Below are 24,909 nucleotides of genomic sequence, written 5' to 3' on the forward strand. Positions count from 1 at the left end.
CCTGCCCGCGCCCGCCGGCCCGCGCCCGGCACCGGTTCGTCCGGTGCCGGGCGTTCGGCTGTGCGGGCGCTCGGCTTTCCGGCTACGAGACCTTGAGGTGCGCCAGCGTGACGATCAGCCGGTCGGCGATGCCCTCCGGCCACGGAAAGGCGACCGTGACCGCCCGCTGGTGGGCCAGTCCGTGCAGGCCCAGCCAGAGGGCCACGGTGTCCGCGAACGGGTCGTCGCTGCTGGACGCGCCCGTGGCCACGCATGCCTCCAGGGTTTCGACGAACAGGTGCAGGAGCTCCTGGCCGAGGGTGCCCATGTCGTCCGCCGTCACGGTGGTGTCCTGGAGCGCGGGCACCCAGACGCCGCCGAACATGGTGCGGTAGCGCTCGGGGTGCTCCCGGGAGTACGCCAGGTAGGCGTGGCAGAGGGCGGTGAGCCGCTGCCGGGGGTCGTCGCCGGCCGTGTCGACGGCGGCGCGCAGCCGGGCCTCCATCTGCTCGAAGGCCTGCCGCACCACGGCCAGCATGATGGCCGGCTGGTCGGGGAAGTGGCGGTAGATCGAGGGGGCGGCGATCCCGACCCGGCGGGCGACCGAGCGCAGGGTGACGGCGGTCTCGGTGCCGGCCTCGTCGAGCAGTTCGACCGCGGCGGCCACGATGTCCTCGCGCAGGCGGGCACCTTCCCCGCGACGGTTGCGGGCGCGGACGGGGGCTGTGCTCGATTCGTTTCCCATGGCGTGAGCTTACAGGTGAAAACTTACGAGCGGCAGCTCTTGTCAGTCGTGAGCTTACGTGTGTAACTTTACGGCTGTAGCCACCACCGCCACCGCCACCACCGCTGAGCCGAACGGAGCACACCGTGAACACCACCGTCGTCACCCACGCCACCGAGGTCGTCCTGCCGGGCGAGGTCGAGCCGAGCGGCCTGCGGCTGCGCACCCGCGACCTCCCGCCGCCGAGCGCGGGACACGTCCTGCTCCGGATGGACGCCACCGGGGTCTCCTTCGCCGAGCAGCAGATGCGCCGCGGCAAGTACTACGACCAGCCGCCCTTCCCCTTCGTGCCCGGCTACGACGTGGTCGGCACCGTGGTCGCGACCGGCCCCGGCGTCGACCCCGCGATGGTCGGGCGCCGCGTCGCCGCCGTCACCAAGACCGGCGCCTGGGCCAGCCACCTGCTGCTCGACGCCGCCGACGTCGTCCCGGTGCCGGACGGCGTGACGGCCGCCGACGCGGAGACCGTCGTGGTCAACGGCGTGACGGCCTGGCAGATGCTGCACCGGACCGCGAAGGTGCGCCGGGGCGGCACGATCGTCGTGCTCGGCGCCAACGGCGGCGTCGGCTCGACCCTGGTCCAACTGGCCCGGCACGCCGGGATCACGGTGATCGGCACGGCCTCCGCGCGGCACCACGACACCGTCCGCGCCCTGGGCGCGACCCCGGTCGACTACCGCGACCCCGAGCTGTACCGGCGCATCCGGGAGCTCGTGCCGGACGGCGTCGACGCGGTGTTCGACCACGTCGGCGGCGCCGGACTGGAGCAGTCCTGGTCGCTGCTGCGCCGCGGCGGGGTCCTGGTGTCCTACGGCACCGCCGCCACCAAGGACGAGGCCGGCAACTCGCAGCTCCCGGTGTTGAAACTGTTCGCCCGGCTGGCGCTGTGGAACAACCTGCCCAACGGCCGGTCCGCGCACTTCTACAACTTCTGGGCGGGCAAGCGCCGCCCGGCGGCCTTCCGGGCCCGGCTGCGCGAGGACCTCACCCAGGTGCTGGCCCTGCTCGCCGACGGCACGCTCGCCGCCCAGATCGCCGCCGAGTTCCCGCTCGACGAGGCCGCGGCGGCGCTCGCCCTGGCCGAGTCGCGCACCGTCGCGGGCAAGGTCGTCATCGTCCCGTAGTCGGGGACCGGCGTCGGCCGGACGCCCGAAACCCCCTTTGCCGCACCAGGATTGGAGCTCCGCCCATGGTCGACCCAGCTGCCGCCCGGACCGTCCGCCGCCGTTGGTGGTGGTCCCTGTGGGGCCTGATGGCGGTGTCGGCGGTCGGCATCGCGGCCGTCTTCGTCCCGCCGTACCTGACCGGATCCTCGTACGCGCCCATCGACCGGAGCATCGTCGGCTACTACGCGAGCCTCGTCGTCCACGCCGGGCCGGCCGGACTGACGCTGGTCATCGGGCCGTTGCAGTTCGTGCCGCGCCTGCGGACCCGCTACCCCCGGCTGCACCGGATCGCCGGCCGGGTGTACCTGGTCTCCGTGGTGGCCGCCTCGGCCGCGGCCCTCTACGCCACCACGGTGTCGCCGAGCGGCTTCCCGCTCCAGGTCGCCTTCTCCCTGCTGACGGCGGCCTGGCTGTACACCGCGGCCCAGGCCTACCGGACGATCCGGCGCGGCGAGGTGCAGCTGCACCGGATCTGGATGATCCGGAACTACGCGCTGACCTTCGCCGCGGTGACCCTGCGGATCTACCTCCTGGCCGGCCTGGCGCTGGCGAAGGTCGTCCCGTCCCTGACGTTCCGGGACGTGTACACCACGGCGGGCTGGGTGGCCGTCCTGGGCAACGTGCTCGTCGCGGAGTACTTCATCGTGCACCGGACGCTGGAGCGCTCGACCCGCCGGCGGCGCGACGGCTCCGCCCCGGTGACCGTCGCGGGCACGGCGGGCACGACGGCCTCGACGGCCTCGACGGCCCAGCGGGCCTGACCGGCCGGCCGTCGGTCAGGCGGTGTCGGCGGCGGCCGCCGCGATGCGGGCCTCGATCTCCGTCAGGATCGGCCGGTAGGCGTCCTCGTAGGTGTGCATCCGGTCCAGGCACTCGGCGAACAGCCGCCGGGAGCGGGACCTGCGGTGGGGCATCAGGCCGTAGCGGCGCAGGCGCACCGAGCGCATGTCGACCATGAACCCGGGTCGGCAGCGCACGCCGTGGGCGTGCCGGACGGTCTCCTCGGCCTCGCGCAGCAGGCTCAGGTAGGCGTCGTGGCCGACCTTCCAGCGAGCGGCCTCCTCCGGGGTGCCGGGCACCTCGACGCCGCGCAGGGGCGGCAGGACCGGGTCGGCGATGTCGTAGAGGGTGAACTCCAGCCCCTCGGGCGCCTGGGCCCAGGACATCACCCGCCACGGCCACGGGATCAGGGTGTAGGTGCGGTGCTGTACGCGGATCACGCGGTTCCCCCCGGTGTCGGTGCGCATCGGTCCGGCGGCCGGGGCCTGATGCCCCGGGCCGGCTGCCCCGGGCCTGGCGTCAGCGTAGAGGATGCCGCGGGCGGGGCGGAGGCCGTCGGCGTGGGGCCCGACGGTTGATCATCGGGCGTCAAGTTGTCTGTACAGCTACGGGTTTCTTGACGGCCACCGGCCGGACACCGGACTCCGCCGCTGCGTCCACCTCGGTCTCGTAGACCTGACGGGTCCGACACGAACGGCCGCTCCCGGGCCGGTGCCGGAGACCCCCAGTCCGTCAGCAAGGAGCCCCACCCCATGAGTCCGAAGCCCGAACTGTCGCGCCGCAGCCTCCTCGGCGGCGCGGCGGCGGCCGCGGTGCTGTCCGCCCTCCCGCTCAGCGTCCAGCAGGCGCTCGCCGCGCCGGCCCGGCCCGGACGGCTGGCCGACATCGAGCACGTCGTGGTGTTCATGCAGGAGAACCGCGCGTTCGACCACTACTTCGGCACCCTGGCGGGCGTCCGGGGCTTCGGGGACCGCACCGCCGTGCGCGGCGTCGACGGGCGCTCGGTGTTCCACCAGCCGGATCCGAGCCGCAAGGAGGGCCACCTGCTGCCCTTCGCGATGAACGCCGCCCACACCAACGCCTACCAGCAGGGCGCGCCCGCCTTCGGCTTCGTCGACTCGATGAACGCCTGGAACGACGGCCGGGCCGACGGCTCGGTCACCCGCCGCTCCTCCGGGTGGCTCGGCCAGGGCTACTACGAGTCCGCGGACATGCCCTTCTACCACGCGCTGGCCTCGGTGTTCACGGTCTGCGACGCCTACTACGCGTCCGTGCAGTGCAACACCAACACCAACCGCGAACACCTGATGACCGGGACCAGCGGCGGCACCGTGCGGGACACCCCGGTCACCGACAACACCGAGATCCCCGGCGGCTACGAGTGGACCACCTACGCCGAGCGCCTGGAGCGGGCCGGCGTCAGCTGGAAGACCTACCAGGCCCTCGACAACTTCGACGACAACGCGCTCGCCTGGTTCGCCCCCTTCGTCAAGGCCAAGCCCGGTGAGCCGCTGTACGAGCGCGGCATGCGGGCCGTCGGCGACCCGGCGAAGAAGGACGACCCCTTCGCGATGGGCGACGCCCTGGTCGAGGCCTTCACCGCCGACGTCCAGGCCGACCGGCTGCCGCAGGTGTCCTGGATCGTCGCCCCGGCCGCGCTCTCCGAGCACGCCAACTACGCGCCGCCGAACGGCGAGCACCTCACCGCCCGGCTGCTGTCGGCGCTGGCCGCCAGGCCCGAGGTGTTCCAGAAGACCGTCTTCATCCTCAACTACGACGAGCACGGCGGCTTCTTCGACCACCAGCTGCCGCCCGTCCCGCCGCTGGCCGCCGGGCGGGGCAGGTCGAACGTGCCGGTGGACGGCGAGGTCGTGGTCCGGGTGAGCAAGGCCGGGAAGACCTACCACCGGGTGGTCGGCCAGGACGGCCGGTACGGGGTGAAGGCCGCCGACGGCACGCTCGGCTGGTCCGACACCCTGCCCGCCGGGGAGACCCTGGTCTCCGGCCCCTACCCGATGGGCCTGGGCGTACGGGTGCCGATGGTGGTGGTCTCGCCGTGGACCCGCGGCGGCGTGGTCGACTCCACCGTCTACGACCACACTTCTGTGCTGCGCTTCCTGGAGCAGCGCTTCGGCGTCCAGGAGCCCAACATCAGCCCCTGGCGGCGCTCGGTCTGCGGCGACCTGACCCAGGTCTTCGACTTCTCCGGCCGCAACCCCGCCTGGCCGCAGCTGCCCGACACCAGCGGCAACCGGCAGAAGGTGGTCGACACCGGCAAGCTGCCCGCCCCCACCGTGCCCAGCCCGCAGACCTTCCCGCAGCAGCAGCGCGGCACCCGCTCCGCCCGCCCCGCGCCGTACGACCTGCTCGTCAAGCCGCGGCTCAAGGGCGACGAACTGACCCTGGACTTCGTCAACCAGGGCCGCCAGGGCGCGGTGTTCGCGCTCTACCCGGCCCCCGGCGAGGCGCCCCGGTACTACACGGTGGCGGCGAAGAGCCGGCTGTCGGACGTCTGGAAGGTCGGGCCGCAGGGCTACGACCTGCGGGTGCACGGCCCCAACGGCGCGCTGTGGCACCTGCGCGGCGACACCGCCTCGGCGTACGAGGTGTCGCTCTCCGAGGAGCGCGGCGGCAAGGTGCTGGAGGTCGACGTCATCAACCGCTCGCGCACCGCCCGGACCTTCCTGGTCGGCGACCTCGCCTACGGTGACGGACTGCGCGAGGTGCGGGTCCCGGCCGGCGACGACCGGACCGTCAACGTCGCCGTGGGGCCCGAGGGTTGGTACGACGTCGCGGTGGGCGTCCTGGATGACCTGGGCTTCCGCCGCCGGATCGCCGGCCGCTTCCCGTGGGACGACCGCACCGTCACCGACCCGGCCCTCGGCCTGGCCGACCCGCTCACCGTGAACGTCGCCCTCGGCGCCGCCTCCACCACCATCGACGAGCCGGTCCTGCTGCCCGGCCGCCCGGCCAGGGTCACCGCGACCTTCGCCGCCACCGAGGCGCTCACCCGCTTCGAGGCCCGGCCGCTGCTCCCGCCCGGCTGGACGGCCACCGCCGTCACCGCGCCGCCCGCCGCCCTCGCCGCCGGTGCCACCGCGACCGCGGTCTGGGACGTCACCCCGCCCGCCCAGCTGCCCGCCGGCGCCACCCACCGCCTGCTGGTCACCGCCCGTGCCCTGGCCGGCGGCCGCTTCGCCGTCGCGGACGGCGAACTCGCCGCCCGCCCGGCCCCGGTGATGACCGGCCACCTGCTGGACGAGGACTTCGAATCGCTGGCCGACGCGCTCCGGCCGGAGGGCGGCGTGCTCGGCTGGACCGCCCGGGCGCCCGAGGGCTGGTCGGTGGTCAACGCCCCCGGGATGCCGCAGGGCACCGTCCGGCTCCAGGGCTGGACCTTCCACACCAAGCGCGAGTGGACCGTGCCCGCCGGGCAGGACCGCGGCAACTTCGGCCGCGCCCTGGGCGTCGTCGCCGTCGCCGACCCGGACGACTGGGACGACACCGGCTCGCCGTCCCGCAAGGGCGTCTTCGACTCCACCCTGGTCTCGCCCGCGGTCCCGATCCCGGCCGGCACCGCCACCCTCCACCTGGCCTTCGACTCGCACTACCGCCAGGAGGCCCCGCAGAAGGCCGCCGTCACCGCGGTGTTCGACAACGGGACCGAGACCCGGCTGGTCTTCTACAGCGCGGACGCCACCGGCAACGACAACGCGGGCAAGGACGCCCAGAACGTCCAGGTCGTCCGGCAGTTCGCGGTGCCGACGGGCGCGCGTTCGGTGACGTTGAAGTTCCGGATGTACGACGCGGGCAACAACTGGTACTGGGCGGTGGACCACATCCGGCTGGACACCCGCCCGATCACGGGCTGACCCGGTCGCGCCGCGCCGGTCGCTGTCGCGACCGGCGCGGTCGCCGTTCCCGGCCGTGGGCAGAGTGGTTCAGCCCGTGGGGATGCCGACCTGGTCGCGTTCGAGGGCGGCGCGCAGGGTGGCGAGGGCCTCGGCCGCGGCGGACAGCGCGGCGGCGTCGAGGGTGTCCGCGAGCAGCTCGGCCAGGCCCTCGGTGACGGTCCGCTCCGCCGCCTCGACCAGCCGGGTGCCCTCGTCGGTCAGGACCAGCAGCGAGGACCGGCGGTCCGCCGGGTTCGGCCGGCGGGCGGCCCACCCCTGCTTCTCCAGGCGGTCGACGCCCTTGCTGGTCGCCCCGACGCCGATGGCGAACTCGGCGGCGAGGTCGGCCACCCGGCACCCGGGGCGGCGGTGCAGGTAACCCAGGAACTCGTACTGCGAGGTGACGATCCCGTGCCGCTCGCGGAGCCGGTCGTTGAGGGCGTTGTACAGCCGCGTCTCGCACCGCACCAGGTCGGCGAAGAGCCCGGTGAGGCCGGCTGCGGAGCGGGCGCCGTTCAATGTATCTTCCACGGCATATAGTGTACGGGAAGCTACTCAGCCAGGAGTGTGCCATGAGCAGGGAACAGCGCAGCCGGATCGACGCGATGCTGCGGCAGTCGGCGCCCACCGGGCCCCGGTCGGTGGAGGAGATCAGGGCCGGCTTCCGGGCCCTGATGGCGGGGATGATCGTGCCCCACGACGCCATCCGCACCGAGCCGACGACCCTCGGCGACCGACCGGCCCTGCGGGTCCGGCCCGAAGGCCCGGAGGGGGACGGTTCGGATCGTGCTCCGGAAGGCGGGACGGACGCGACGATCCTGTACTTCCACGGCGGCGGCTGGGTCTTCGGCTCCCCCGAGACCGCCCTCTCGCTGACCGGGAACCTGGTGGCCAGGACCGGTGTCGAGGCGTACTCGCCGGACTACCGGCTGGCCCCCGAACACCCCTTCCCGGCCGCCGTCGAGGACTGCCTGAGCGCCTACCGGGCCCTCCTCGACCGCGGCGGGGACCCGGCCGCCATCGTCCTCGCGGGCGACTCCGCCGGCGGTGGACTCGCCGTCACCACCTGCCTCGCCGCCCGGGACGCGGGCCTGCCGCTGCCCGCCGCCGTGTTGGTCCTCTCCCCGGGCCTCGACGCCACCCGGAGCGGCGAGAGCATCCGGACCAAGGAGGGCATCGACCCGATCTTCACCCGCGCCGCACTCGACCGCACCGGAGCCATGTACCTCGGCGGGGCCGACCCGCGGCAGCCGCTGCTCAGCCCGGTCCTGCACGCCGACCTGACCGGCTTCCCCCCGATGCTGATCCAGGTCGGCGCCAACGAACTGCTGCTGGACGACTCCACCCGTCTGGCCGCGCGGGCACGGGAGGCGGGCGTGGACGTCATCCTCGACGTCACCGCCGACGTGCCGCACGTGTTCCAGGCCTTCGCCGGCGTCCTCGACGAGGCGGACGAGGCCCTCGACCGCGCCGCCCTCTTCCTGCGCCAGCGGCTCCGGGCCGGGCGTGCCGTGCGGGCCGGAGCCGCCGTGGGGACCTCGGTGGAGTAAGCGCGGGGCCCGGCGGAGCAGGCGCGGGTCGGGGGCGGGGCCGGGGTCAGACCGCGTCGCCGGCGCCGGCCTGCGCCAGGCGCAGCAGGTAGGCGCCGGAGGCGGCGGCCAACAGGCCCATGCAGGCGGTGAACACCAGGCCCGCGTGGGCCAGGCCGAGCGGCTCGGTGAGCAGCCCGACGCCGATCACCGGGATCGAGATGCCGAAGTAGCCGACCACGAAGAGGGCCGAGAGCGCCCCGCCGCGGTGCTCCGCCGGGCTCGCGGCGGCGACCTCGCCCACCGCGCCGCGCAGCCCCATGCCCTGCCCGGCGCCGCCCACCAGCGCGGCCGACACCAGCAGTGCCAGGACGGCCCACGCCAGCGAACCCGCCAGCAGCGCCAGACCGGCGATCAGCACCAGGCAGCCCAGCGGCACGGCCCGCGCCGTGCCCAGCCGGGGGACGAGCAGCTGACCGAGGGTCGAGGCCAGGAAGGCCGACGAGACGATCAGGCCGACCGCCGCGCGGTTGTGCACGTCCAGCCCCTCGGCGAGGAAGGCCGGGGCGACCGAGGTGAACAGCCCCAGCAGGGAGAACCCGGCGAAGGCCGCGATCCCGGCCGGTACGAACACCCGCCGCACCTCCGGCGGCAGGCTGGGCCGGACCGGTCGGGCGGTGCGCAGCGGACGGGCGCCGACCACCGTCTCCGGCAGCCGCAGCAGCACGCCGAAGGCGGCGGCGAGCAGCACCAGGTGCGCCACGAAGGGCAGCACCAAGGGGTGCGGCGCGTACTGGGAGAGCAGCCCCGCCACCAGCGGGCCGCAGCCCAGGCCGCCCATGTTGGCGGCCGTCGCGACGAAGCCCGCCCGTCCCCGGCGGCCCGGCGGTGCCAGCTCCAGCACGTACGCCGTGGCGGTGCCGGTGAACACCCCCGCCGACAGCCCCGACAGCAGCCGCCCGAGGCAGAGCAGCAGCACGCTGTCCGCGGCCAGGAACACGACGGCGCTGCAGGCCGCGCCGACCAGCCCGAACAACAGCACGGGCCGGCGCCCGACGGCGTCGGACACGTTCCCGACCAGCAGCAGCACCCCGATCACCCCGAAGGCGTACACGGCGAACACCACCGTCACCGTCAGTTCGGAGAAGCCGATCCGCTCCTGGTAGAGCCCGTACAGCGGGGTGGGCAGGGTGGTCCCGGTCATGCAGACCGCGAAGGCGAAGGCGGCGAGCAGATAACCCGCCCCGCCGACGACGGGACCGGCAGTGCGATGATCAGTCACCAACCCACGATAGGCACCCGGGCCGTACGGGCCCACGGCGTACGGGCGCGCACTGGGCCGACCGGCCGTACGCCCGCCCTGTACCTGGACGGCGGCGCCTCCGGGGCCTCCCGGCACCGCCGTCGGCCCGGCGGCCGACCGTGCGTGGGCCGGGTCAGGGCGTCGCGGCCCAGCCGACGACACCGACCAGCAGGCAGACGCCGGCCGCCAGCAGGCAGCCGAGGCCGGCCCACAGGAGCCGGCGCACCGCCTTGTTGTGCTGCGGGAACAGCCCGGCCGGGAGTCGGCCGCCGGTCGGCAGGGTGCCGACGGCCAGGCAGAGCAGCCAGAGGCCGAACGCGGCGACCGGGATCACGGCGAGCAGTCCGGCCAGGTCGCCGGTCGCGTAGGCGAGGCCCGTGCTGTGGGAGCCGCCGTCGCCGTACTCGACGGGCAGGACGGCGCCGAGGTGGTGGGCGCCGTCGATCGGCGAGCCCTCGACCACCGTTCGGCCGTCGTCGGAGCGGAACGCGCCGGCGCAGGAGGTGATCAGCCCGGGCTTCGCCGGGTTGTCGCCCCAGCAGCGCTCCACGGTCAGCTCGCCCGGTCGGCCGCTGAGGCGGGCCGCGTAGGCGAAGGCGGTGCCGGCGGCCCGGCCGCCCAGGATGCCGAGGGCGACGGCCGCCGTGCCGAGGACGAGCAGGGTCAGGAAGCCCACGCCCCGGCTCTGCGGTTGCCGCCGGGCGGTGGCGGACTGTCGGGTGGCGGCGGACTGTCGGGCGGTGCCGGATTGCCGGGAGGCGCGGGATTGCCGGGAGGTGCGGGACTGCCGGGAGGTGCGGGCCGACCTGTTCCTGCTGCTCATGACCGGTTCCGCTGTTCCTCGCCGTCGAGTCGCCCCCGGCCGGGTGGGGCCGCCGGGAACGATGGGGGGTCGATCATGTCAGACCGCCTCCGCAGCGGAACGGTTGGTGCGCGCCGCGGGCTGAGGCCGGGGGAGAGGGGGAGCTCAGAGCTTGTCGGCCGCGCGGACCCGGTGGAGGTGGATCAGCACGTCGTAGCTGCCGCCGAGGGCGAGGGTGGGCAGCGGGGTGCTGGTGAAGGTCGTACCGGCGTCGTAGGTGGGGCGGGCGGTGTCCAGCCAGGTGCGGGCGGCGGGCGGGGCCTGGCGCAGGTCGAGGTAGTAGTCGCGGGGGCGGACCCGGTCGAGGAGGTACTCGTTCATGCCGAGGGTGGCCGGCGGCACGGTGGTGCTGCGCCAGTCGTCGGCGAAGGGGTCGGCCTCGGTGAGGAAGGAGCCGCTGCCGAAGGTGAAGCCGATGCCGACGTAGCCGGCGCCGAGTGCCGCGCGCAGGTGGGCGCCCTGCGGCGTGGGGTAGAGGACCGGGTCGCTGGCCCGGTAGCCGACGTGGCCGTTGTGCGCGGAGAGCAGCACCTTGCCGCCGTGGCGGCGCTGCCACCACAGGGTGTTGTCGGCCATCGCCCGGTCGCGGAGCACCTGGGCGGCGACGACGGAACCGCTGTCGTCGACCTGCATGGTGGTGAAGGCGAAGGTCCGGGCGATGTTGCGGGCGTGCTGGACGGCCCACTCGTAGTCCGCGTCGCCGTCCCGGCCGGCGGCGGCGACCAGGTCCAGCGCCTGCTGCGCCAGGTCCGCGTTGCGCCGGCGCTCGGGCAGCGGGGTGTGGCTGATGTAGCCGATGGCGTCGGTGAACGGCCGCAGGGCGGCGTAGGACTGCTCGACGCTCGACAGCGAGGCGGGGGCGGCCTTCCGCAGGTAGGCGGTGACCTCGGAGAAGGGCTGCTCGCCGATCCCGGGGAAGCCGAGGTCGGTACCCACGAAGTGGACCGGGTGCTGAGGGCCGCTCCGGTTGTACGCCCGCATCCAGCTGATGAGGTCGGCGAACTCGCGCCGCTGCCAGGGCGATCCGGCCATCACCCGGCGGACCAGCGTACGGGCGTCGCCGTCGCCCTGGCCCTGCACGAACGCGTCGATCAGCAGGCCCGCCGACCAACTGGCCTCCAGGGCGAAGGTGGTGAAGCCCTTCTCCTCGACCAGGTAGCGGAACACCCGGTGCTTCATGGTGAAGAACTCGTGGGAGCCGTGGGTGGCCTCGCCCAGGCCGACCACCCGGGCGTCACCGATCATCGCGCCCAGCGCCCGCAGCCCGGCGGCCGGGGCGTCGGGCTCGGTGGAGCGCAACGGGTGGGCGATCCGGTCGAGTTCGGTGGAGACCGCCGCGGTCTCCGGGACCGGCCGGGAGGCCGTCGGGCCGGCGGCAGCGGTGCCGGCCGCGGCTGCGGCAGCGGTGGCGGCCGTCGCCGGGATGAGCAGGGCGGCGGTCGCCGTCGCCGTGGTGGCGGTCAGCAGGGTCCGTCGGTCGATCGGGGTCCGGGTCACGGTCATGATGGCTACTCCACGGCTTGTCGTTTCAACTCGTCCGGCGGTGTGGGCCGGTGAGAGAATCCTCCGCCGAGGAGGGGGTGGGGCGCGCTGGGGAGGGCCGCCAGGTTCTTCGGGGGGCAGCCCCCACCCACCCGGGCCCCTTGGGGGCACCTGGACGGTTCCCCTGGGGCCACCTGGACGGATGGGCGGGCGGCTGGTAGGCGGTGGGAGGGGGCTGGTACACCCTGTTCCGAATGCTCCGAATGCTCCGAATGCTCCGAATGCTCCGGGTGCTTGGGGTGCTTGGGGTGCTTGGGGTGCTTGGGGTGCTTGGGGTCAGCAGAGCCGGTCGGCGCGGTGGGTGGGGCGGCCGTCCAGGACGGTGAGCAGGACCGGGACCTCGGCGAGCTCGGTGGCGGGGGTGGTGAGCGGGTCGGCGGCGAGGACGGTGAGGTCGGCCCGGTGGCCGACCGCGATCCGGCCCGCCACCTGCTCCTCGCCCGCCGCGAAGGCCGGGTTGACGGTCATCGCGCGCAGCGCCTCCAGGGCGGTGAGGGCCTGGCGGGGGTTGTGCGGGGGCTGGCCGAGGTCGCGGGTGGGGCGGCGGTGGCGGGCCCCCGCCATGACGCCCAGCGGCGGGTAGGGGGCGATCGGCCAGTCGGAGCCGAGGACGACGGTGGCGCCGGCGTCCCACAGGTCGCGGCAGCGCCAGGCCCGGTCGGCGCGCTCCTCGCCCAGGCGGCGGGACCAGTTGTCGGTGTGGTCGGCGCGGGTGAAGTCGCAGCAGTGGGTGGGCTGCATGGAGGCGATCACGCCCAGCTCGGCGAAGCGGCGCACCACCTCGTCCGGGACGGTCTCGATGTGCTCGATCCGGTGCCGGGCGGGGGCGGTTTGGGCGGCTGCTCCCGGGGCCGGGGTGGCGGGGGCGGCCGGGGTGTTCGCGGTGGCGGTCGGGGCGGTGGCCTGCTCGACGGCGTCGAGGGCGTGGCGGACGGCTGCGTCGCCGATGGCGTGGGTGGCCGTCGGTACGCCGGCCTGGTGCAGCTGCCCGATCACCTGGGTGTAGTGCGACGGGTCGGGCCAGAAGGCGTGGGTGGACTCGCCGTGGCAGTCCGGGCGTTCCAGCCAGGCGGTGCCGTTGTCGATCGTGCCGTCCATGAACAGCTTGACGCCGTCCACCCGCCACAACTTCCCGCTGCGGCTCTGGAGTTCGACCAGTTCGTCCAGTCCGTCCCGGTCCACGCCGGGCTGGCACCAGGGGGCGACCCGCAGGCGCAGCGGCAGGTCGCCCGCCTCGTCGAGCTCGGCGTAGAGGGCGAGGCTGTCGCCGCCCGCGTCCATCGCGTGGCCGCCGGTGAGGCCGCTCGCGGCCATGGCGCGCAGGGCGGCGGCCAGGCGCTCACGGCGCTCGGTGCGGGTGGGCCGGGGGGCGGCGCGTTCGACCAGTTCGCAGGCCGCGTCCTCCAGCAGCAGGCCGGTGGGACGGCCGGCGGCGTCGCAGACCACCTCGGCGGCCTGGGCGAAGGTGCGCGGGCCGTCCACGCCGGCCAGCTCCAGGGCGCGCGGGCTGGCGAGCATGGAGTGGGCGTCGAAGAGCTGGAGCAGCGCGGGGACGCCGTCGAGGACGGGGGCCAGGGCGGCGGACTCGACCGGGCGGTCGCCGAAGACGTTCGGGTCCAGGCCCCAGGCGTGCAGCCAGGCGCCCGGGGCGAGGCCCTCGACCTCGGCGGCGAGGGCGGCGCGGACGGACGGCAGGTCGGTGCAGCCGGAGAGGTCCAGGCCGTGGGTGAGCTCGGCGCCGGTGACCGGGTGGAGGTGGCCGTCGACCAGGCCGGGGGTGACCACGGCGCCCTTGAGGTCGATCACCGTCGTTGCGGCGTCGGCGAGTTCGCGGATCGTCCGGTCGTCGCCCAGGGCGGCGATCCGGCCGTCGACCACGGCGAGCGCGCTCTGCGGGAGGAAGCCGCCGGACACGGGGTCGAGCAGGCGGGCGGAGAGGAGGACCAGGGAGGTGCGCACGTCGACTCCAGCGGTGGTGCGGGGTGGGGGAGGGGAGGGAGGTGGGGTGGGGTCAGGGCTGCTCTTCGGTGCGGGAGCCGGGCTCGGTGGTGGGGGGTTCCGGCTCGGTGGCGAGGGCCAGTGAGGCTTCCGCCAGGCCGAGTTCGCGTTCGGCGGTGGCGGCCGCCAGCCGGATGACGGCCGAGGGGTGGTTGCCCAGACCGGTGTTGGCATGGGAGGCGAGGCCGTCGATCACCACCAGGATCCGGACGGCGGTGAGGCCCGGGTCCTCGGCGCGGAACTCGCCCCGCTCGACGCCCGTTCGGACGACGCCGGTGAGCCGGTCCCGCCACAGCGACTCCTGGCCGAGCACGCGCTCGCGCAGGACGGGCCGGTAGCGGCTGAGGTGGCGGGCGTTGAGCCAGAGCCGGCTCATGTCGTCGTACGCCGGGCCGGTGGTGCGGGCGAAGAAGCGGGCGAGGAGGCTGAGCGAGCAGTCGTCCGGCGGGTCGGCGGGCAGCAGCGACTCCAGTTCGGCGGTGGCGGCGCTGCCGAAGGCCTCGGCGACCAAGTCCTCCACGGCCGGGAAGTAGTGGCTGATCAGACCGGGTCTGACGTCGAGTTGCTCGGCGATCCGGCGCAGGGTGATGCACTCCAGGCCCTCGGTGAGGGCGACGGTGGCCGCAGCCTCGACGATCTCCGCGCGGCGGTCGTCGGGGGACTTCCGGATCCGTTTGCGCTGAACGCTTGACGTCATGTGCCGGATGCTATTGAGTGTGCGACCAATAAGCAAGCAGGTGGGCACGACACCCCCACGGAGGGCCCCCAATGGCGTCCACGCTCCCGGATCACCCCCAGTCCGACTCCCCCATCGGACCACCGCTCCCGCAGCCCGCGCAGTCCCCGAAATCCGTACAGCTCAGCCAGATCGGCCAGTCCGGCCAGTCCGCGCAGCCCCCACAGGATCGGGCGGCCGGGCGGGTCGAGGTCCACGGCATCGACCACATTCCCGAGACGGAACGGAGGGGCCGCGCCCGCGAACTCTTCGCGGTCTGGGCGGCGGCCAGCGTCAACTACCTCAATCTGGTGGTCGGCGGCGCCCTGGTGCTGAGCGGTCTCAGCCTGTGGCAGGCCTTCGCGGTGGTGGTCGTCGGCAACCTGTTCTGGCTGGGCACCGGACTGCTGGCCGTCTCCGGACCGGCCGCCGGCGCGCCCAGCGAGGTGATCACGCGGGCGCTGTACGGCGTCCGGGGCAACCGGGTGAACAACGCCGTCACCGGCTGGATGATCTCCGTCTGTTACTTCGCACTGAACCTCGCGGCGGCCGCCGTCGCGGCGTTCTCCCTCGTCGAGCAGGTCGGGATCACCCCGGACACCCCGATCAAGATCGCCATCGTGATCGCGATCGTGGTGGTCACGCTGACCATCAGCGTGTACGGGCACGCCGTGATCGTGCGGCTCTACCTGCCGATCACCCTCGTCCTCGCCGCCGCCTTCGCCGTCGTCGGGTACGCGATCCTCCGGCACGCCGACTTCGGCTGGAGCCAGCCGCAGCCACTCAGCGGCAGCGGGATGTGGGCGGCCGTCCTGGCCGGCGTCACCCTCATCGCCTCCGGGCCGCTCTCGTACACCACCAGTGCCGACTTCTCCCGCTACCTGCCGGCCAGTACCTCCCCGCGTGCCGTGCTCGGTTGGACCGCCCTCGGCGGCTTCCTGCCCAGCGTCGTCGTCGGCGGACTGGGCGTGCTCGGGGCCACCGCCGTCGACATGACCGACCCCCAGGCGGCGCTCCGGACGATCCTGCCCGGCTGGTTCAACCCGGTCTTCCTCCTCTCGCTGGTCATAGGCACCGTCGCCGTCAACGCCCTCACCGCGTACAGCGCCGGCCTCGCCCTCCAGGCCGTCGGCATCCGCATCCGCCGCACGCTCAGCGTGCTGGTGGACGGCACGGTCGCCGTCGCGCTGACCCTCTACGCCCTGCTGGTCTCCAACTTCCTGGACACGGTCAGCAACGTGCTCCAGCTGACCGTCGTCCTCCTCGGCCCCAGCACCGCCATCTACGCCGTGGACATCCTGCTGCGCCGCAACCGCTACGACGGACGGGCACTGACCGACGAGTCGCCCGGCAGCCCGTTCTGGTACCGCGCCGGCGTCAACCCGGCCGGCGCGCTCGCCCTGTTGGCAGGCGTGACGGCCTCGGCCCTCTGTGTCGACACGCTCTACACCGGCCCGATCGCGGCGCTGACCGGCGTGGACCTGGCCCTCCCGGCCGGGATCGCGGTCGCCGCCGTGGTCTACGCCCTGCTGATGCGACGGGTGGTGTCGCGGGGGAAGGCGTGAGGCCGGGGCGGTCGGGCCCGTACGGTCTGCGCCGCAGCCGCAGCCGCAGCAGCTCGGTGGGCGGTCCATCGGTACGTCGCGCGGGAAGTCGGCAGGTCCGACTTCCCGCGTCGGCCTTGCCCGGTCGTTCTCCGTTCCGTCTCGGTGGCTCAGGTCGGGGTGGTGGGCCGAGGTTCGTCGATGGTGCCGTTGCGGAGCACAGGGAAGGGTGCGGCGGCTCGGAGGCGGGCGAGGGGCTCGGAGGTCACTTCGACCGGCTCGGTCAGGGCGAACCGACGGGGGTTCTCGTGCCGCTGCTCGGTCCGGACAGTCGGCGGTGGGTGGCGGTGGTGCTGGGCGAACAGTGGTGCGCCCCAGCCGAGTTCCTCCTCCGGGCCGCCTCTGCGCCCGACCGATCGGCGTTGGCTGTCGGCGATCTCGGTTAGGGTGCGGACCGGCTGCGCCTGGCCATTTCAGGGCCGGCGCGAGGGGAGGGGCGTCATGATCGGCGTCGTCGGTGAGGGTTCGCGCGGGGCCGAGGAGCAGGACGGTGAGGGCATCCAGTGGTTGGCGGACGCCGGTGGCGAGGTCAGCGGAGTGGTGTTCGCCCGTGGGATCCCGCCGGAGGAACTCGCCCGCCGGATGGGGGCCGACCCGGCTGCCGCCACCGGGCCGATCAGCGGGCGGGAGATCTGGGACCTGGACATCGAGGTCTACCGGCCCGGTGACGACGGCGACGGCGTGATCCGGGTCGGCGAGGCGGACGGCTGGTCCTACGCGATCGAGTACGGGGACTCCACCGGCGGCGAACTGCTCACCGAGATAGCGCGCGAGGGCGTGGAGGTGGTGCACTTCCGGCCGATGCCGGAACAGCCGCCCGCCCTGCTCGACTACGCCCGGGACGGCGCCGTGCTGTGCGGCTTCGGGCTGGGGGAGGAGCGGTGGCGCTGGGGCCGGCAGCCCGATCTGCTCGTACCGGAGCTGATCGCCGCGAACGTCCTGGAGGCGGACGGCGTCACCTCCTGCACCCCCGGGCGGGCGCCCGCGGCCGGGGCCCGGCGGCGGACCCTCGGCGCGGTCGGGCGGCGCTTCGGACTGCGCCTGCCCCGGGCCGTCCTGGGGGAGGTGCGGCTGCCGGCGTACGTGGTGCGCGGCAGGCCGGGGCTGGAACTGCACTGAGCCCGGCGGCGGGGACGCCGGCGGGAACGACAGCGGCGCGACGCTGACGGTGGTGATGGCGGCAGTGCTGATGGCGGTCATGACGGTCATGGCGGGCTCCCTCCCGGGGCCCACCGGCGGGGCCCCGATGACCGTTATCCTCGCCCGCCGTCGGCCGCCCGCACATGTGCCGATCGGGAGGTTCCGCCGAGCACAACTCCCTTGCGGGGGTGCCGATCGGCCCACGCACCGGTTGAGTCCGCGCCGGGTCGGGTCGGGCCGGGCCGAGCCGCGCCGGGTCGGGTCGCGCCGGGTCAGGTCCGGCGGCCGGTGCCCGCCTCAGGCAGGGAGGTCCGCCGTCCGCACGCGGGCGGCGGCTCGGGACAGCCGGAGCGCGGCGATCGGGCTCGGGGAGAAGCCGAGGGCGCAGGCGACGAGCAGGGCGCTGGCGGTGAGGCCCGTGGAGAACAGCGTGAACGCCAGCATGATCGCGGGGACGAGCAGCAGCGGGGAGACCATGAGCACGGCGGCCTGCCGCTTCTCCCGGCGCGTCCACTGACGGGACCTGGTCACCCGGACGGCCGCGACGACGGCCGCGGCGAAGCCGAGCACGGGCCCGGCGACCGGGACGAGCGAGACCGGCAGGGCGAGGACGGCCAGGGCGAGGGTGACGTTGGTCCAGCGGGTCGTCTCCGGGGCGGGCGGCGTCTGCCCCTCCTCGGCGAGGGCGGCGTCGGCGATCTGCCGGGGCGTGCCGAGCTGCGCCAGGACGGAGCGGACGGCGTCGTCGTCGAGCGGGACGTCGGTGAGCGAGACCTCGATGTGCTCGCGCAGGTCGGCCAGCAGTTCGCGGCGGCGCTCGGGCGGCAGGGTGGCGGTGCCGCGGGTGACGGCGTCGAGGTGAGCGCGGACCAGGGGGTGGTCGACGGGGTTGTTCACGGGTGCTCTCCCGGGGCGAGGACGTGGTCGATGGTGGCGCGGAAGGCGGGCCAGAGCGCGGTGAACTCCGCCAGCGCGCTCCGCCCCGCCTCGGTGAGGGTGTAGTACCGGCGGGACGGGCCACTGGCCGAGTCGCGCAGGAAGGTGTCGGCGAGCCCGGCGCGGCGCAGCCGGGACAGCAGCGGGTAGATGGTGCCCTGGCTGGTCGCCAGCATCGGGTGGCGGCCGAGCTCCTGGAGCAGCTCGACCCCGTAGCGCGGGCCGTCGCGCAGCAGCGCGAGGACGCAGTACTCCAGGACGCCCTTGCGCAGCTGGGTCGCGACCGGGCCGTCGACCGGGCCGTCGACCGCGCTGGGCTCGTCGCCGCCGCCGTCGGTGCTTGCGATGCCAGGTACCATGCAATGCAAGATAGCAGGCGAAGCAAGGTACCGGCCAGGGGGCCGCCCGGACGGCACACCCGGATGGCACACCCGGACGGCGGGCGCCGGGACCGGAAGCGCCACCGACCGCGCGCGACCCGCGGACGCGCTACCCCTCCCGCCGCACCGGCCGCCAGCCGGCCAGGTGCGCAGCCAGGACGGCGCCCGGGTCCGCCGTGGTGTCCCGCAGCGCGACCATGGCCGCGGTGATCACGTCGCACAGCTCGCCCTGCAGTTCGGCCACGGTGTGGCTGACGCCCTTGCGCGGGTTGGCGCCGAGCACGCCGAGCAGGGCCTCGGCGACCTCCCCGGCCTCCTCCTGGATCTTCACCACCTGGAGGGGCAGCAGCGGCAGTCCGACGGTCGACCGGTGGTCGGACAGGTGGCGGTGGATGTCGTCGACCACCGCCCACTCCGGCGTCCGCCCGACCGCCAGCCGCGCCTCCAGCTGCCGCAGGTACCCCTTGAGCGCGGGCGGCAGCTTCATCCGCTGGGCCTCGGCGAAGGGGACCAGCCGCAGCTCCTGGCCCTCCCCGAGGACCAGCTCCGCCGGGTCGACGTCGACCAGGGCGTGGAAGGCGCGGTTCCGTCGGCCCTCCGGGTCGGTGGCGGCCAGGACCGGGTGGAAGGGGAGCAGCCCGGGCACGTCCAGCCCGGTCTCCTCGCGCAGTTCGCGCACCGCCGTGCGGTACGGCGTCTCGCCGGGCTCGCGGTGGCCGCCGGGGACCACCCAGTGGGCGGGCCACGGGATGTCCGGCCGGTCGTCGCGCAGTTGGAGCAGGACCTCCTGCCGGCCGGTGGTGATGTAGACGTCCACGCTGACGAAATCGCTGTCGGTGCTCAATGCGCCCTCCGTTTCGACGGTGCCCCGCGGTCCACGCCGTGCCGTGCCGTGCCGTGCTGTGTCGCGGCGCCGGACTCCCGGGCTGCTTGCGGCGTACCCGCGGCGTACCCGCGGCGTGCCCGCGACGCACCCGGGCAGTGCCCCGCACCCGGGCAGTGCACCCGCCGCCCCTCACTCGGTCGGCCGATGGCAGCCCGTCCGGCGCGCGCCCCCCGTCCGGAGACTCCGGCGGGCGTCGCCCTACGCGGGCCCCTAGGGTCTGTGGTGCGCCGACGGTGCCGGGCGCCGGGGCGCACGCCTCCCCGACGCACGCTTCCCCGACGCACCAGGCGTACGCCGTCCTGCCACGCGCCGGTGCACCCGGCAGTACCGCCCGGCCAACCCGAGAGGTGGACCGCCCCATGCACTCCGTCGTCCGCGGCGCCGGCGCGCTCGGCCTGGCCGCGCTGCTGCTCGCGCCCGTCTCCGGTTGCCAGGGCGGCGGCCCGTCCGCCGCCGAGCCCGCGCCCACCTCCCCGGTCACCGGCGCGAGCACCGGTGGCCCGGCCGCCCAGCGGCTGGACTGGCGGGCCTGCCCGGCCCCGAGCGTCGCGCAGGGCGGTGGCACCGCGCCCGCGAGCGACTGGGAGTGCGCCACCCTCAAGGCCCCGCTGGACCACGCCAAACCCGACGGCGGCACCATCGACCTGGCGCTGATCCGCACCAAGGCCAAGGACGAACAGCACCGGCTCGGCTCGCTGCTGTTCAACTTCGGCGGCCCCGGCGCCTCCGGGGTGGCCACCCTGCCCGCCCTGGCCGCCGCCTACGCCTCCCTCAACACCCGCTACGACCTGGTGGGTTTCGACCCGCGCGGGGTCGGCGACAGCGCCGGGGTGAAGTGCCTGGACGACCGGGCGGCGGACGTCAACGCCGCCGTCGACAGCACCCCGGAGACCCCCGCCGAGGTCAAGGCCCTGGACGACAGCAACGCCCAGTTCGCCGCCGCCTGCGAGCACAACTCCGGCCCGGTGCTGCCCTACGTGGACACCGAGAGCGCGGCCCGGGACCTCGACCTGATGCGCCAGGTGCTCGGCGACCAGAAGCTCTCGTACTTCGGCATCAGTTACGGCACCCAGCTGGGCGGCGTCTACGCCCACCTGTTCCCGCAGGAGGTCGGCCGGGTCGTGCTGGACTCGGTGGTCGACCCGACGAAGGACCCGGAGCAGAGCGCGCTCGGCCAGGCCCAGGGCTTCCAACTCGCCCTCGACGACTTCATGAAGGCCTGCGCCACCCAGGACGCGGCCGCCTGCCCGACCGGTGGCGGCGGCGCCGAGGGCACCGCGCGGATCACCGACCTGCTGCAGAGGCTCGCCGGGTCGCCGCTGCCGACCAGCAGCGGACGGAAGCTGACCGAGGGCCTGGCCGTCACCGGCATCGCCGGCGCGCTGTACAGCCAGCAGACCTGGCCCGCGCTGGCCTCCGGGCTCACCGAGGCGATGCAGGCGGGCACCGGTGACACCCTGCTCCAGCTCGCCGACTCGCTGAACGGACGCGACCCGCAGGGCCACTACAACAACCTCAACGCGGCCAACCGGGCGATCAGTTGTGTCGACGCCCGGCAGCGCTACTCCGACCAGGACGTGGAGCAGCAGCTGCCGCAGTTCCGCGCCGCCTCCCCGGTCTTCGGCGCCTTCACCGCCTGGGGCCTGACCGGCTGCACCGGCTGGCCCGTCCCGGGCAAGGCCGACCACCCGGAGGTCGCCGCCCCCGGCGCCGCCCCGATCCTGGTGGTCGGCACCACCGGGGACCCGGCCACCCCGGTCGAGGGCGCCCGGACCATGGCCCAGCAGCTGGGCGCGGGCGTCGGCGTCACCGTCACGCTCAACGGCGAGGGCCACGGCGGCTACAACACCGGCAACCCGTGCTTGAAGAAGACTGTCGACGCCTACCTGCTGGACGGTACGGTGCCTGCGGACGGGACGACCTGCAGCTGAAGTGGCCCACTGCGGCAGTATTCGATTGGCCCTACGGAATGGTCCAATCGGCCCCTAAGATCATCCGTGTGAACACGCAAGCGAACGAGAACGCCGCCACCGCCGTCCCCAAGGTCGACTTCTACTTCGACCCCGTCTGCCCCTTCGCCTGGATCACCTCGCGCTGGATCCTGGAGGTCGCCCGCCAGCGTGAACTCGACCTCACCTTCCGGGTGATGAGCCTGTCCGTGCTCAACGAGGGGCGCACCGACCTGCCGGAGCGCTACCAGCGCCTGATGACCACCGGCTGGGGCCCGGTCCGGGTCTGCATCGCCGCCGCCGAGCAGCACGGCGAGCACGTGCTGCGCGACCTGTACACCGAGCTCGGCACCCGCTTCCACGACCAGGACCGGGAGGCCGACGACACCGTCATCCGCGAGGCCCTGGTCGCCGCCGGGCTGCCCGAGGAGCTCGCCGAGGCGGCCAACAGCACCGCGTACGACATCGCGCTGCGCAAGAGCCACCACGAGGGCATGGACCCGGTCGGCGAGGAGGTCGGCACCCCGACCATCCACGTGGACGGCACGGCCTTCTTCGGCCCGGTGCTGAGCGCGATCCCGCGCGGCGAGGACGCGCTGCGGGTCTTCGAGGGCGTCCGGCTGCTGGCCGGCTACCCGAAGTTCTTCGAGCTCAAGCGGACCCGGACCGGGTCGCTCGACTTCTCCTGACCGGCGCTTTCCCATGACCGGTGCTCGCCGCCCCGCCACCGCCACGGGGCACGATTCGGGACGGGGGTGGGCGGCGTGACCACGGATCCGCGCGGGCCGTTCGAGTCGGGCCGGCCGAGCGGGCCGGTCGAACATGTCGAGCCGGTCGAACAGGTCGATCCGGTTGAGCCGGGCGAGCTGGTCGAGCGGGTCGACGAGCACGACCGGGTGCTCGGCGTGGTCGAACGCGGCGAGGCGATCCGCCGCGGCTGGCTGCACCGGGTCGCCACCACCGTCTGCCGCGATCCGTCCGGCCGGGTGCTGGTGTACCGCCGCCCGGACGGCGCCAGCCGCTTCGGCGGGTGCCACGACGTGATGCTGGGCGGCGCACTGCGGGTGGGGGAGTCGTACGCCGCCGGGGCGCGGCGGGAGCTGGCGGAGGAGCTCGGGGTGAGCGTGCCGGTGCGCCACCGGTTCACCTTCCTCTGCCGGGGCGCGATCGCGCCGTACTGGCTGGGCGTGCACGAGGCCGTGCTACCGCCGGACCTGATCGCCCCCGACGCGGTCGATCCGGCCGCGATCGCCCGGTACGACTGGCTGACCCTGCCCGAGCTGGCCGGCGCCGTACGGCGGTGGCCGTTCGTGCCGGACGGGCAGGTGGCGTTCCGCCGGTACCTGCTCGGGCTCTCGTCCGGGGCCGGAGGGGTCGACCATGGAGGGGTGGGCGCCGAGCCGGGGCCCGGCTGAGGCCCGGCGGCGCCCGAGAGGCGGTGAGCGTGGATGATCGTCCGAACGCGCCCGGGCGCCGCCCGCCACGCCGCGACCCCGCCCGGCGGCGGCAAGGGCCCCGGTGGCGGCAAGGGCCCGGGCCCCGGCGGCTGGGGCGGCCCCGGTCGCGGACCGGGGCAGGGCCCCGGCGGCACCCCGCCCAAGCCGCCCCCGCCCGCCCTGCGCCGCTGGCTGCTGCCGGTCGCCGTGCTGGTGACCCTGCTGCTCCTGGTGCTGCTCGCCAAGCCCGCCCCGACCGGCCCCCGCTACGGCTACACCGACCTGCTCAACCGGGTCGACGCCGGCCAGGTGCAGACCGTGGACGTCAGCGACACCGGCGGCGTGTCCGGCACCCTCAAGGACGGCACCCGGTTCACCAGCCAGATCCCGACCGCCCTGGACACCTCCCAGCTCGGCAAGGCGCTCTCCGACCAGCACGTGAACGTCACCGGCAGCCGGTCCGGCGGCAGCTCGATCTGGTCGACCCTGCTGCTGTTCCTGCCGCTGCTGCTCTTCGGCGGGTTGTTCCTCTGGTCCGGCCGGCTGGCCGCGCGGTCGCTCGGCGGCGGGCTCAGCGCCATCGGCCGCTCCCGGGCGAAGATCATCGAGGCCGAGCGGCCCGCCACCGGCTTCGCCGACGTCGCCGGGTACGAGGGGGTGAAGCAGGAGGTCAGTGAGGTGGTCGACTACCTGCGCAGCCCGGAGCGCTACGCCGCCGCCGGGGCCAAGGGGCCGCGCGGAGTGATCATGGTCGGCCCGCCGGGCACCGGCAAGACGCTGCTCGCCCGGGCGGTCGCCGGCGAGGCCTCGGTGCCCTTCCTGTCCGTCACCGGCTCCGGCTTCGTCGAGATGTTCGTCGGCGTCGGCGCCTCCCGGGTCCGCGACCTGTTCGACGAGGCCCGCAAGCGCGCACCGTCCATCGTCTTCATCGACGAGATCGACGCCGTCGGCGGGCGCCGCGCGGGCGGCACCCGGATCGGCGGCAACGACGAACGCGAGCAGACCCTCAACCAGCTGCTCTCCGAGATGGACGGCTTCGACCAGAGCACCGGCATCGTCGTCATCGCCGCCACCAACCGGCCGGACGCCCTCGACCCCGCCCTGCTGCGCCCCGGCCGCTTCGACCGGCAGGTCGTCGTGCCACTGCCCAACCAGGCCGAGCGGGCGGCCATCCTCGCCGTGCACATCCGCGGCAAGACCCTCGCCCCGGACGCCGACCTGGACCGGATCGCCCGCGGCACCCCCGGCTTCTCCGGCGCCGACCTCGCCAACCTGGTCAACGAGGCCGCCATCAACGCCGTGCGCGCCGACCGGTCCACCCTCACCGCCGCGGACCTCGACGACGCCCGCGACCGGGTGCTGCTGGGCCGCCGGGAGTCCTCCAACGCGCTGCTGCCCGAGGAGCGGCACTCCGTCGCCGTCCACGAGTCCGGGCACGCGCTGATGGCCGCGCTCTGCGAGCACGCCGACCCGGTCGCCAAGGTGACCATCCTCCCGGCCGGGGTCGCCCTCGGCGCCACCGAGCAACTCCCCGAGGCGGAACGGCACTTGTACAGCGAGAGCTACCTGAACGACCTGCTCACCGTGCAGCTCGGCGGGCGCGCCGCCGAACTGGTGGTCTTCGGCGAGGGCTCCACCGGCGCCGCCAACGACCTCGCCAACGCCACCTCGGTGGCCACCCGGATGGTCCGCGAGTTCGGCCTCTCCCCGGACCTCGGCCCGGTCGGCTACTCCAGCGGCTCCCCGCAGTACCTCGGCGAGCACCCCGACGACCTGCTGCGCCGCCCGTACTCCGAGCAGACCCAGCGCGCGGTGGACGAGGCGGTGGCCGGGCTGCTGCGCGGCGCCGAGCGGCGGGCCCTCGGGCTTTTGCGCGAACACCGGCACCACCTGGACGAGTTGGCGGCGCTGCTGGTCGCCCAGGAGACGGTGGACGGTACCCTGGTGCTCGACATCCTGCGGCACCCGGCGCCGGGCACGCCCGGGGCGGACGGGAGCGGGGGCGCAGGGACGGCACCCTGAGGCGG

21 protein-coding genes are annotated in these 24,909 nt (G+C 74.5%); 10 read left to right on the forward strand and 11 right to left on the reverse strand.

What is annotated here, in order from left to right; all coding sequences use genetic code 11:
• Positions 1-82 precede the first annotated feature (82 nt).
• Positions 83-724, reverse strand: a complete 642-nt coding sequence (locus ACFV8H_RS01750) for a TetR/AcrR family transcriptional regulator (RefSeq protein WP_380396067.1) — start codon at positions 722-724, stop codon at positions 83-85.
• 125 nt (positions 725-849) lie between these two features.
• On the opposite strand from ACFV8H_RS01750, the gene ACFV8H_RS01755 reads away from it, so the two are divergent.
• Positions 850-1,887: a medium chain dehydrogenase/reductase family protein gene (locus ACFV8H_RS01755; RefSeq protein ID WP_380396068.1), complete on the forward strand. Its 1,038-nt coding sequence runs from the start codon at positions 850-852 to the stop codon at positions 1,885-1,887.
• Positions 1,888-1,952: 65 nt separating this feature from the next.
• Positions 1,953-2,690, forward strand: coding sequence for a DUF2306 domain-containing protein (locus ACFV8H_RS01760; protein ID WP_380396069.1), 738 nt, complete (start codon positions 1,953-1,955; stop codon positions 2,688-2,690).
• Positions 2,691-2,705: 15 nt separating this feature from the next.
• Here ACFV8H_RS01760 and ACFV8H_RS01765 read toward each other — a convergent pair whose 3' ends face one another.
• Positions 2,706-3,149 carry a hypothetical protein gene (locus ACFV8H_RS01765; RefSeq protein ID WP_380396070.1) on the reverse strand — a complete coding sequence of 148 codons (444 nt, stop codon included), beginning with the start codon at positions 3,147-3,149 and terminating at the stop codon, positions 2,706-2,708.
• 312 nt (positions 3,150-3,461) lie between these two features.
• Here ACFV8H_RS01765 and ACFV8H_RS01770 point away from each other — a divergent pair, with 312 nt between their 5' ends.
• Positions 3,462-6,581 carry a phosphocholine-specific phospholipase C gene (locus ACFV8H_RS01770; RefSeq protein ID WP_380396071.1) on the forward strand — a complete coding sequence of 1,040 codons (3,120 nt, stop codon included), beginning with the start codon at positions 3,462-3,464 and terminating at the stop codon, positions 6,579-6,581.
• 69 nt (positions 6,582-6,650) lie between these two features.
• Here ACFV8H_RS01770 and ACFV8H_RS01775 read toward each other — a convergent pair whose 3' ends face one another.
• On the reverse strand, positions 6,651-7,133 hold the full coding sequence (locus ACFV8H_RS01775; RefSeq protein ID WP_380396072.1) for a MarR family winged helix-turn-helix transcriptional regulator: 483 nt from the start codon (positions 7,131-7,133) through the stop codon (positions 6,651-6,653).
• 41 nt (positions 7,134-7,174) lie between these two features.
• On the opposite strand from ACFV8H_RS01775, the gene ACFV8H_RS01780 reads away from it, so the two are divergent.
• The gene (locus ACFV8H_RS01780) at positions 7,175-8,152 is read left to right on the forward strand and encodes an alpha/beta hydrolase (protein ID WP_380396073.1); all 978 of its coding nucleotides are present in this window, start codon (positions 7,175-7,177) and stop codon (positions 8,150-8,152) included.
• A 46-nt stretch (positions 8,153-8,198) separates the two neighbouring features.
• Here ACFV8H_RS01780 and ACFV8H_RS01785 read toward each other — a convergent pair whose 3' ends face one another.
• The 5 genes from ACFV8H_RS01785 to ACFV8H_RS01805 form a co-directional block, all read right to left on the reverse strand.
• Entirely contained in the window at positions 8,199-9,335 is a 1,137-nt protein-coding gene (locus ACFV8H_RS01785; protein ID WP_380396160.1) for an MFS transporter, read from the reverse strand.
• A gap of 232 nt (positions 9,336-9,567) precedes the next feature.
• Positions 9,568-10,257: a hypothetical protein gene (locus tag ACFV8H_RS01790; RefSeq protein WP_380396074.1), complete on the reverse strand. Its 690-nt coding sequence runs from the start codon at positions 10,255-10,257 to the stop codon at positions 9,568-9,570.
• Between the two features lie 144 nt (positions 10,258-10,401).
• Positions 10,402-11,799, reverse strand: coding sequence for an erythromycin esterase family protein (locus tag ACFV8H_RS01795; RefSeq protein ID WP_380396075.1), 1,398 nt, complete (start codon positions 11,797-11,799; stop codon positions 10,402-10,404).
• Between the two features lie 315 nt (positions 11,800-12,114).
• Positions 12,115-13,797 carry an amidohydrolase gene (locus tag ACFV8H_RS01800; RefSeq protein WP_380396076.1) on the reverse strand — a complete coding sequence of 561 codons (1,683 nt, stop codon included), beginning with the start codon at positions 13,795-13,797 and terminating at the stop codon, positions 12,115-12,117.
• 52 nt (positions 13,798-13,849) lie between these two features.
• Complete coding sequence (locus ACFV8H_RS01805; protein WP_380396077.1) at positions 13,850-14,533, reverse strand: TetR/AcrR family transcriptional regulator; 684 nt, start codon at positions 14,531-14,533, stop codon at positions 13,850-13,852.
• A gap of 71 nt (positions 14,534-14,604) precedes the next feature.
• On the opposite strand from ACFV8H_RS01805, the gene ACFV8H_RS01810 reads away from it, so the two are divergent.
• Both ACFV8H_RS01810 and ACFV8H_RS01815 read left to right on the forward strand, forming a co-directional pair.
• Complete coding sequence (locus ACFV8H_RS01810) at positions 14,605-16,116, forward strand: purine-cytosine permease family protein (RefSeq protein ID WP_380396078.1); 1,512 nt, start codon at positions 14,605-14,607, stop codon at positions 16,114-16,116.
• A gap of 480 nt (positions 16,117-16,596) precedes the next feature.
• Positions 16,597-17,274 (forward strand): DUF6461 domain-containing protein, encoded by a 678-nt coding sequence (locus tag ACFV8H_RS01815; protein ID WP_380396079.1) that lies wholly within the window; start codon positions 16,597-16,599, stop codon positions 17,272-17,274.
• A 318-nt stretch (positions 17,275-17,592) separates the two neighbouring features.
• Here ACFV8H_RS01815 and ACFV8H_RS01820 read toward each other — a convergent pair whose 3' ends face one another.
• The 3 genes from ACFV8H_RS01820 to ACFV8H_RS01830 form a co-directional block, all read right to left on the reverse strand.
• Entirely contained in the window at positions 17,593-18,192 is a 600-nt protein-coding gene (locus tag ACFV8H_RS01820) for an HAAS signaling domain-containing protein (protein WP_380396080.1), read from the reverse strand.
• On the reverse strand, positions 18,189-18,590 hold the full coding sequence (locus ACFV8H_RS01825) for a PadR family transcriptional regulator (protein WP_380396081.1): 402 nt from the start codon (positions 18,588-18,590) through the stop codon (positions 18,189-18,191). The genes ACFV8H_RS01820 and ACFV8H_RS01825 overlap by 4 nt, the downstream gene beginning before the upstream one ends.
• A 130-nt stretch (positions 18,591-18,720) precedes the next feature.
• Positions 18,721-19,455, reverse strand: a complete 735-nt coding sequence (locus ACFV8H_RS01830; protein ID WP_380396082.1) for an NUDIX domain-containing protein — start codon at positions 19,453-19,455, stop codon at positions 18,721-18,723.
• A gap of 401 nt (positions 19,456-19,856) precedes the next feature.
• On the opposite strand from ACFV8H_RS01830, the gene ACFV8H_RS01835 reads away from it, so the two are divergent.
• The 4 genes from ACFV8H_RS01835 (at position 19,857) to ftsH (ending at position 24,904) form a co-directional block, all read left to right on the forward strand.
• On the forward strand, positions 19,857-21,428 hold the full coding sequence (locus ACFV8H_RS01835) for an alpha/beta hydrolase (RefSeq protein ID WP_380396083.1): 1,572 nt from the start codon (positions 19,857-19,859) through the stop codon (positions 21,426-21,428).
• Between the two features lie 68 nt (positions 21,429-21,496).
• On the forward strand, positions 21,497-22,135 hold the full coding sequence (locus tag ACFV8H_RS01840) for a DsbA family protein (RefSeq protein ID WP_375886101.1): 639 nt from the start codon (positions 21,497-21,499) through the stop codon (positions 22,133-22,135).
• A gap of 75 nt (positions 22,136-22,210) precedes the next feature.
• Positions 22,211-22,861 (forward strand): NUDIX hydrolase, encoded by a 651-nt coding sequence (locus tag ACFV8H_RS01845; RefSeq protein ID WP_380396084.1) that lies wholly within the window; start codon positions 22,211-22,213, stop codon positions 22,859-22,861.
• A gap of 33 nt (positions 22,862-22,894) precedes the next feature.
• Positions 22,895-24,904 carry an ATP-dependent zinc metalloprotease FtsH gene (gene ftsH / locus ACFV8H_RS01850; RefSeq protein WP_380396085.1) on the forward strand — a complete coding sequence of 670 codons (2,010 nt, stop codon included), beginning with the start codon at positions 22,895-22,897 and terminating at the stop codon, positions 24,902-24,904.
• Positions 24,905-24,909: the final 5 nt, after the last annotated feature.

The sequence above is a fragment of the Kitasatospora sp. NPDC059827 genome, assembly GCF_042731675.1.
In the GTDB taxonomy this organism is placed as follows: Bacteria; Actinomycetota; Actinomycetes; order Streptomycetales; family Streptomycetaceae; genus Kitasatospora.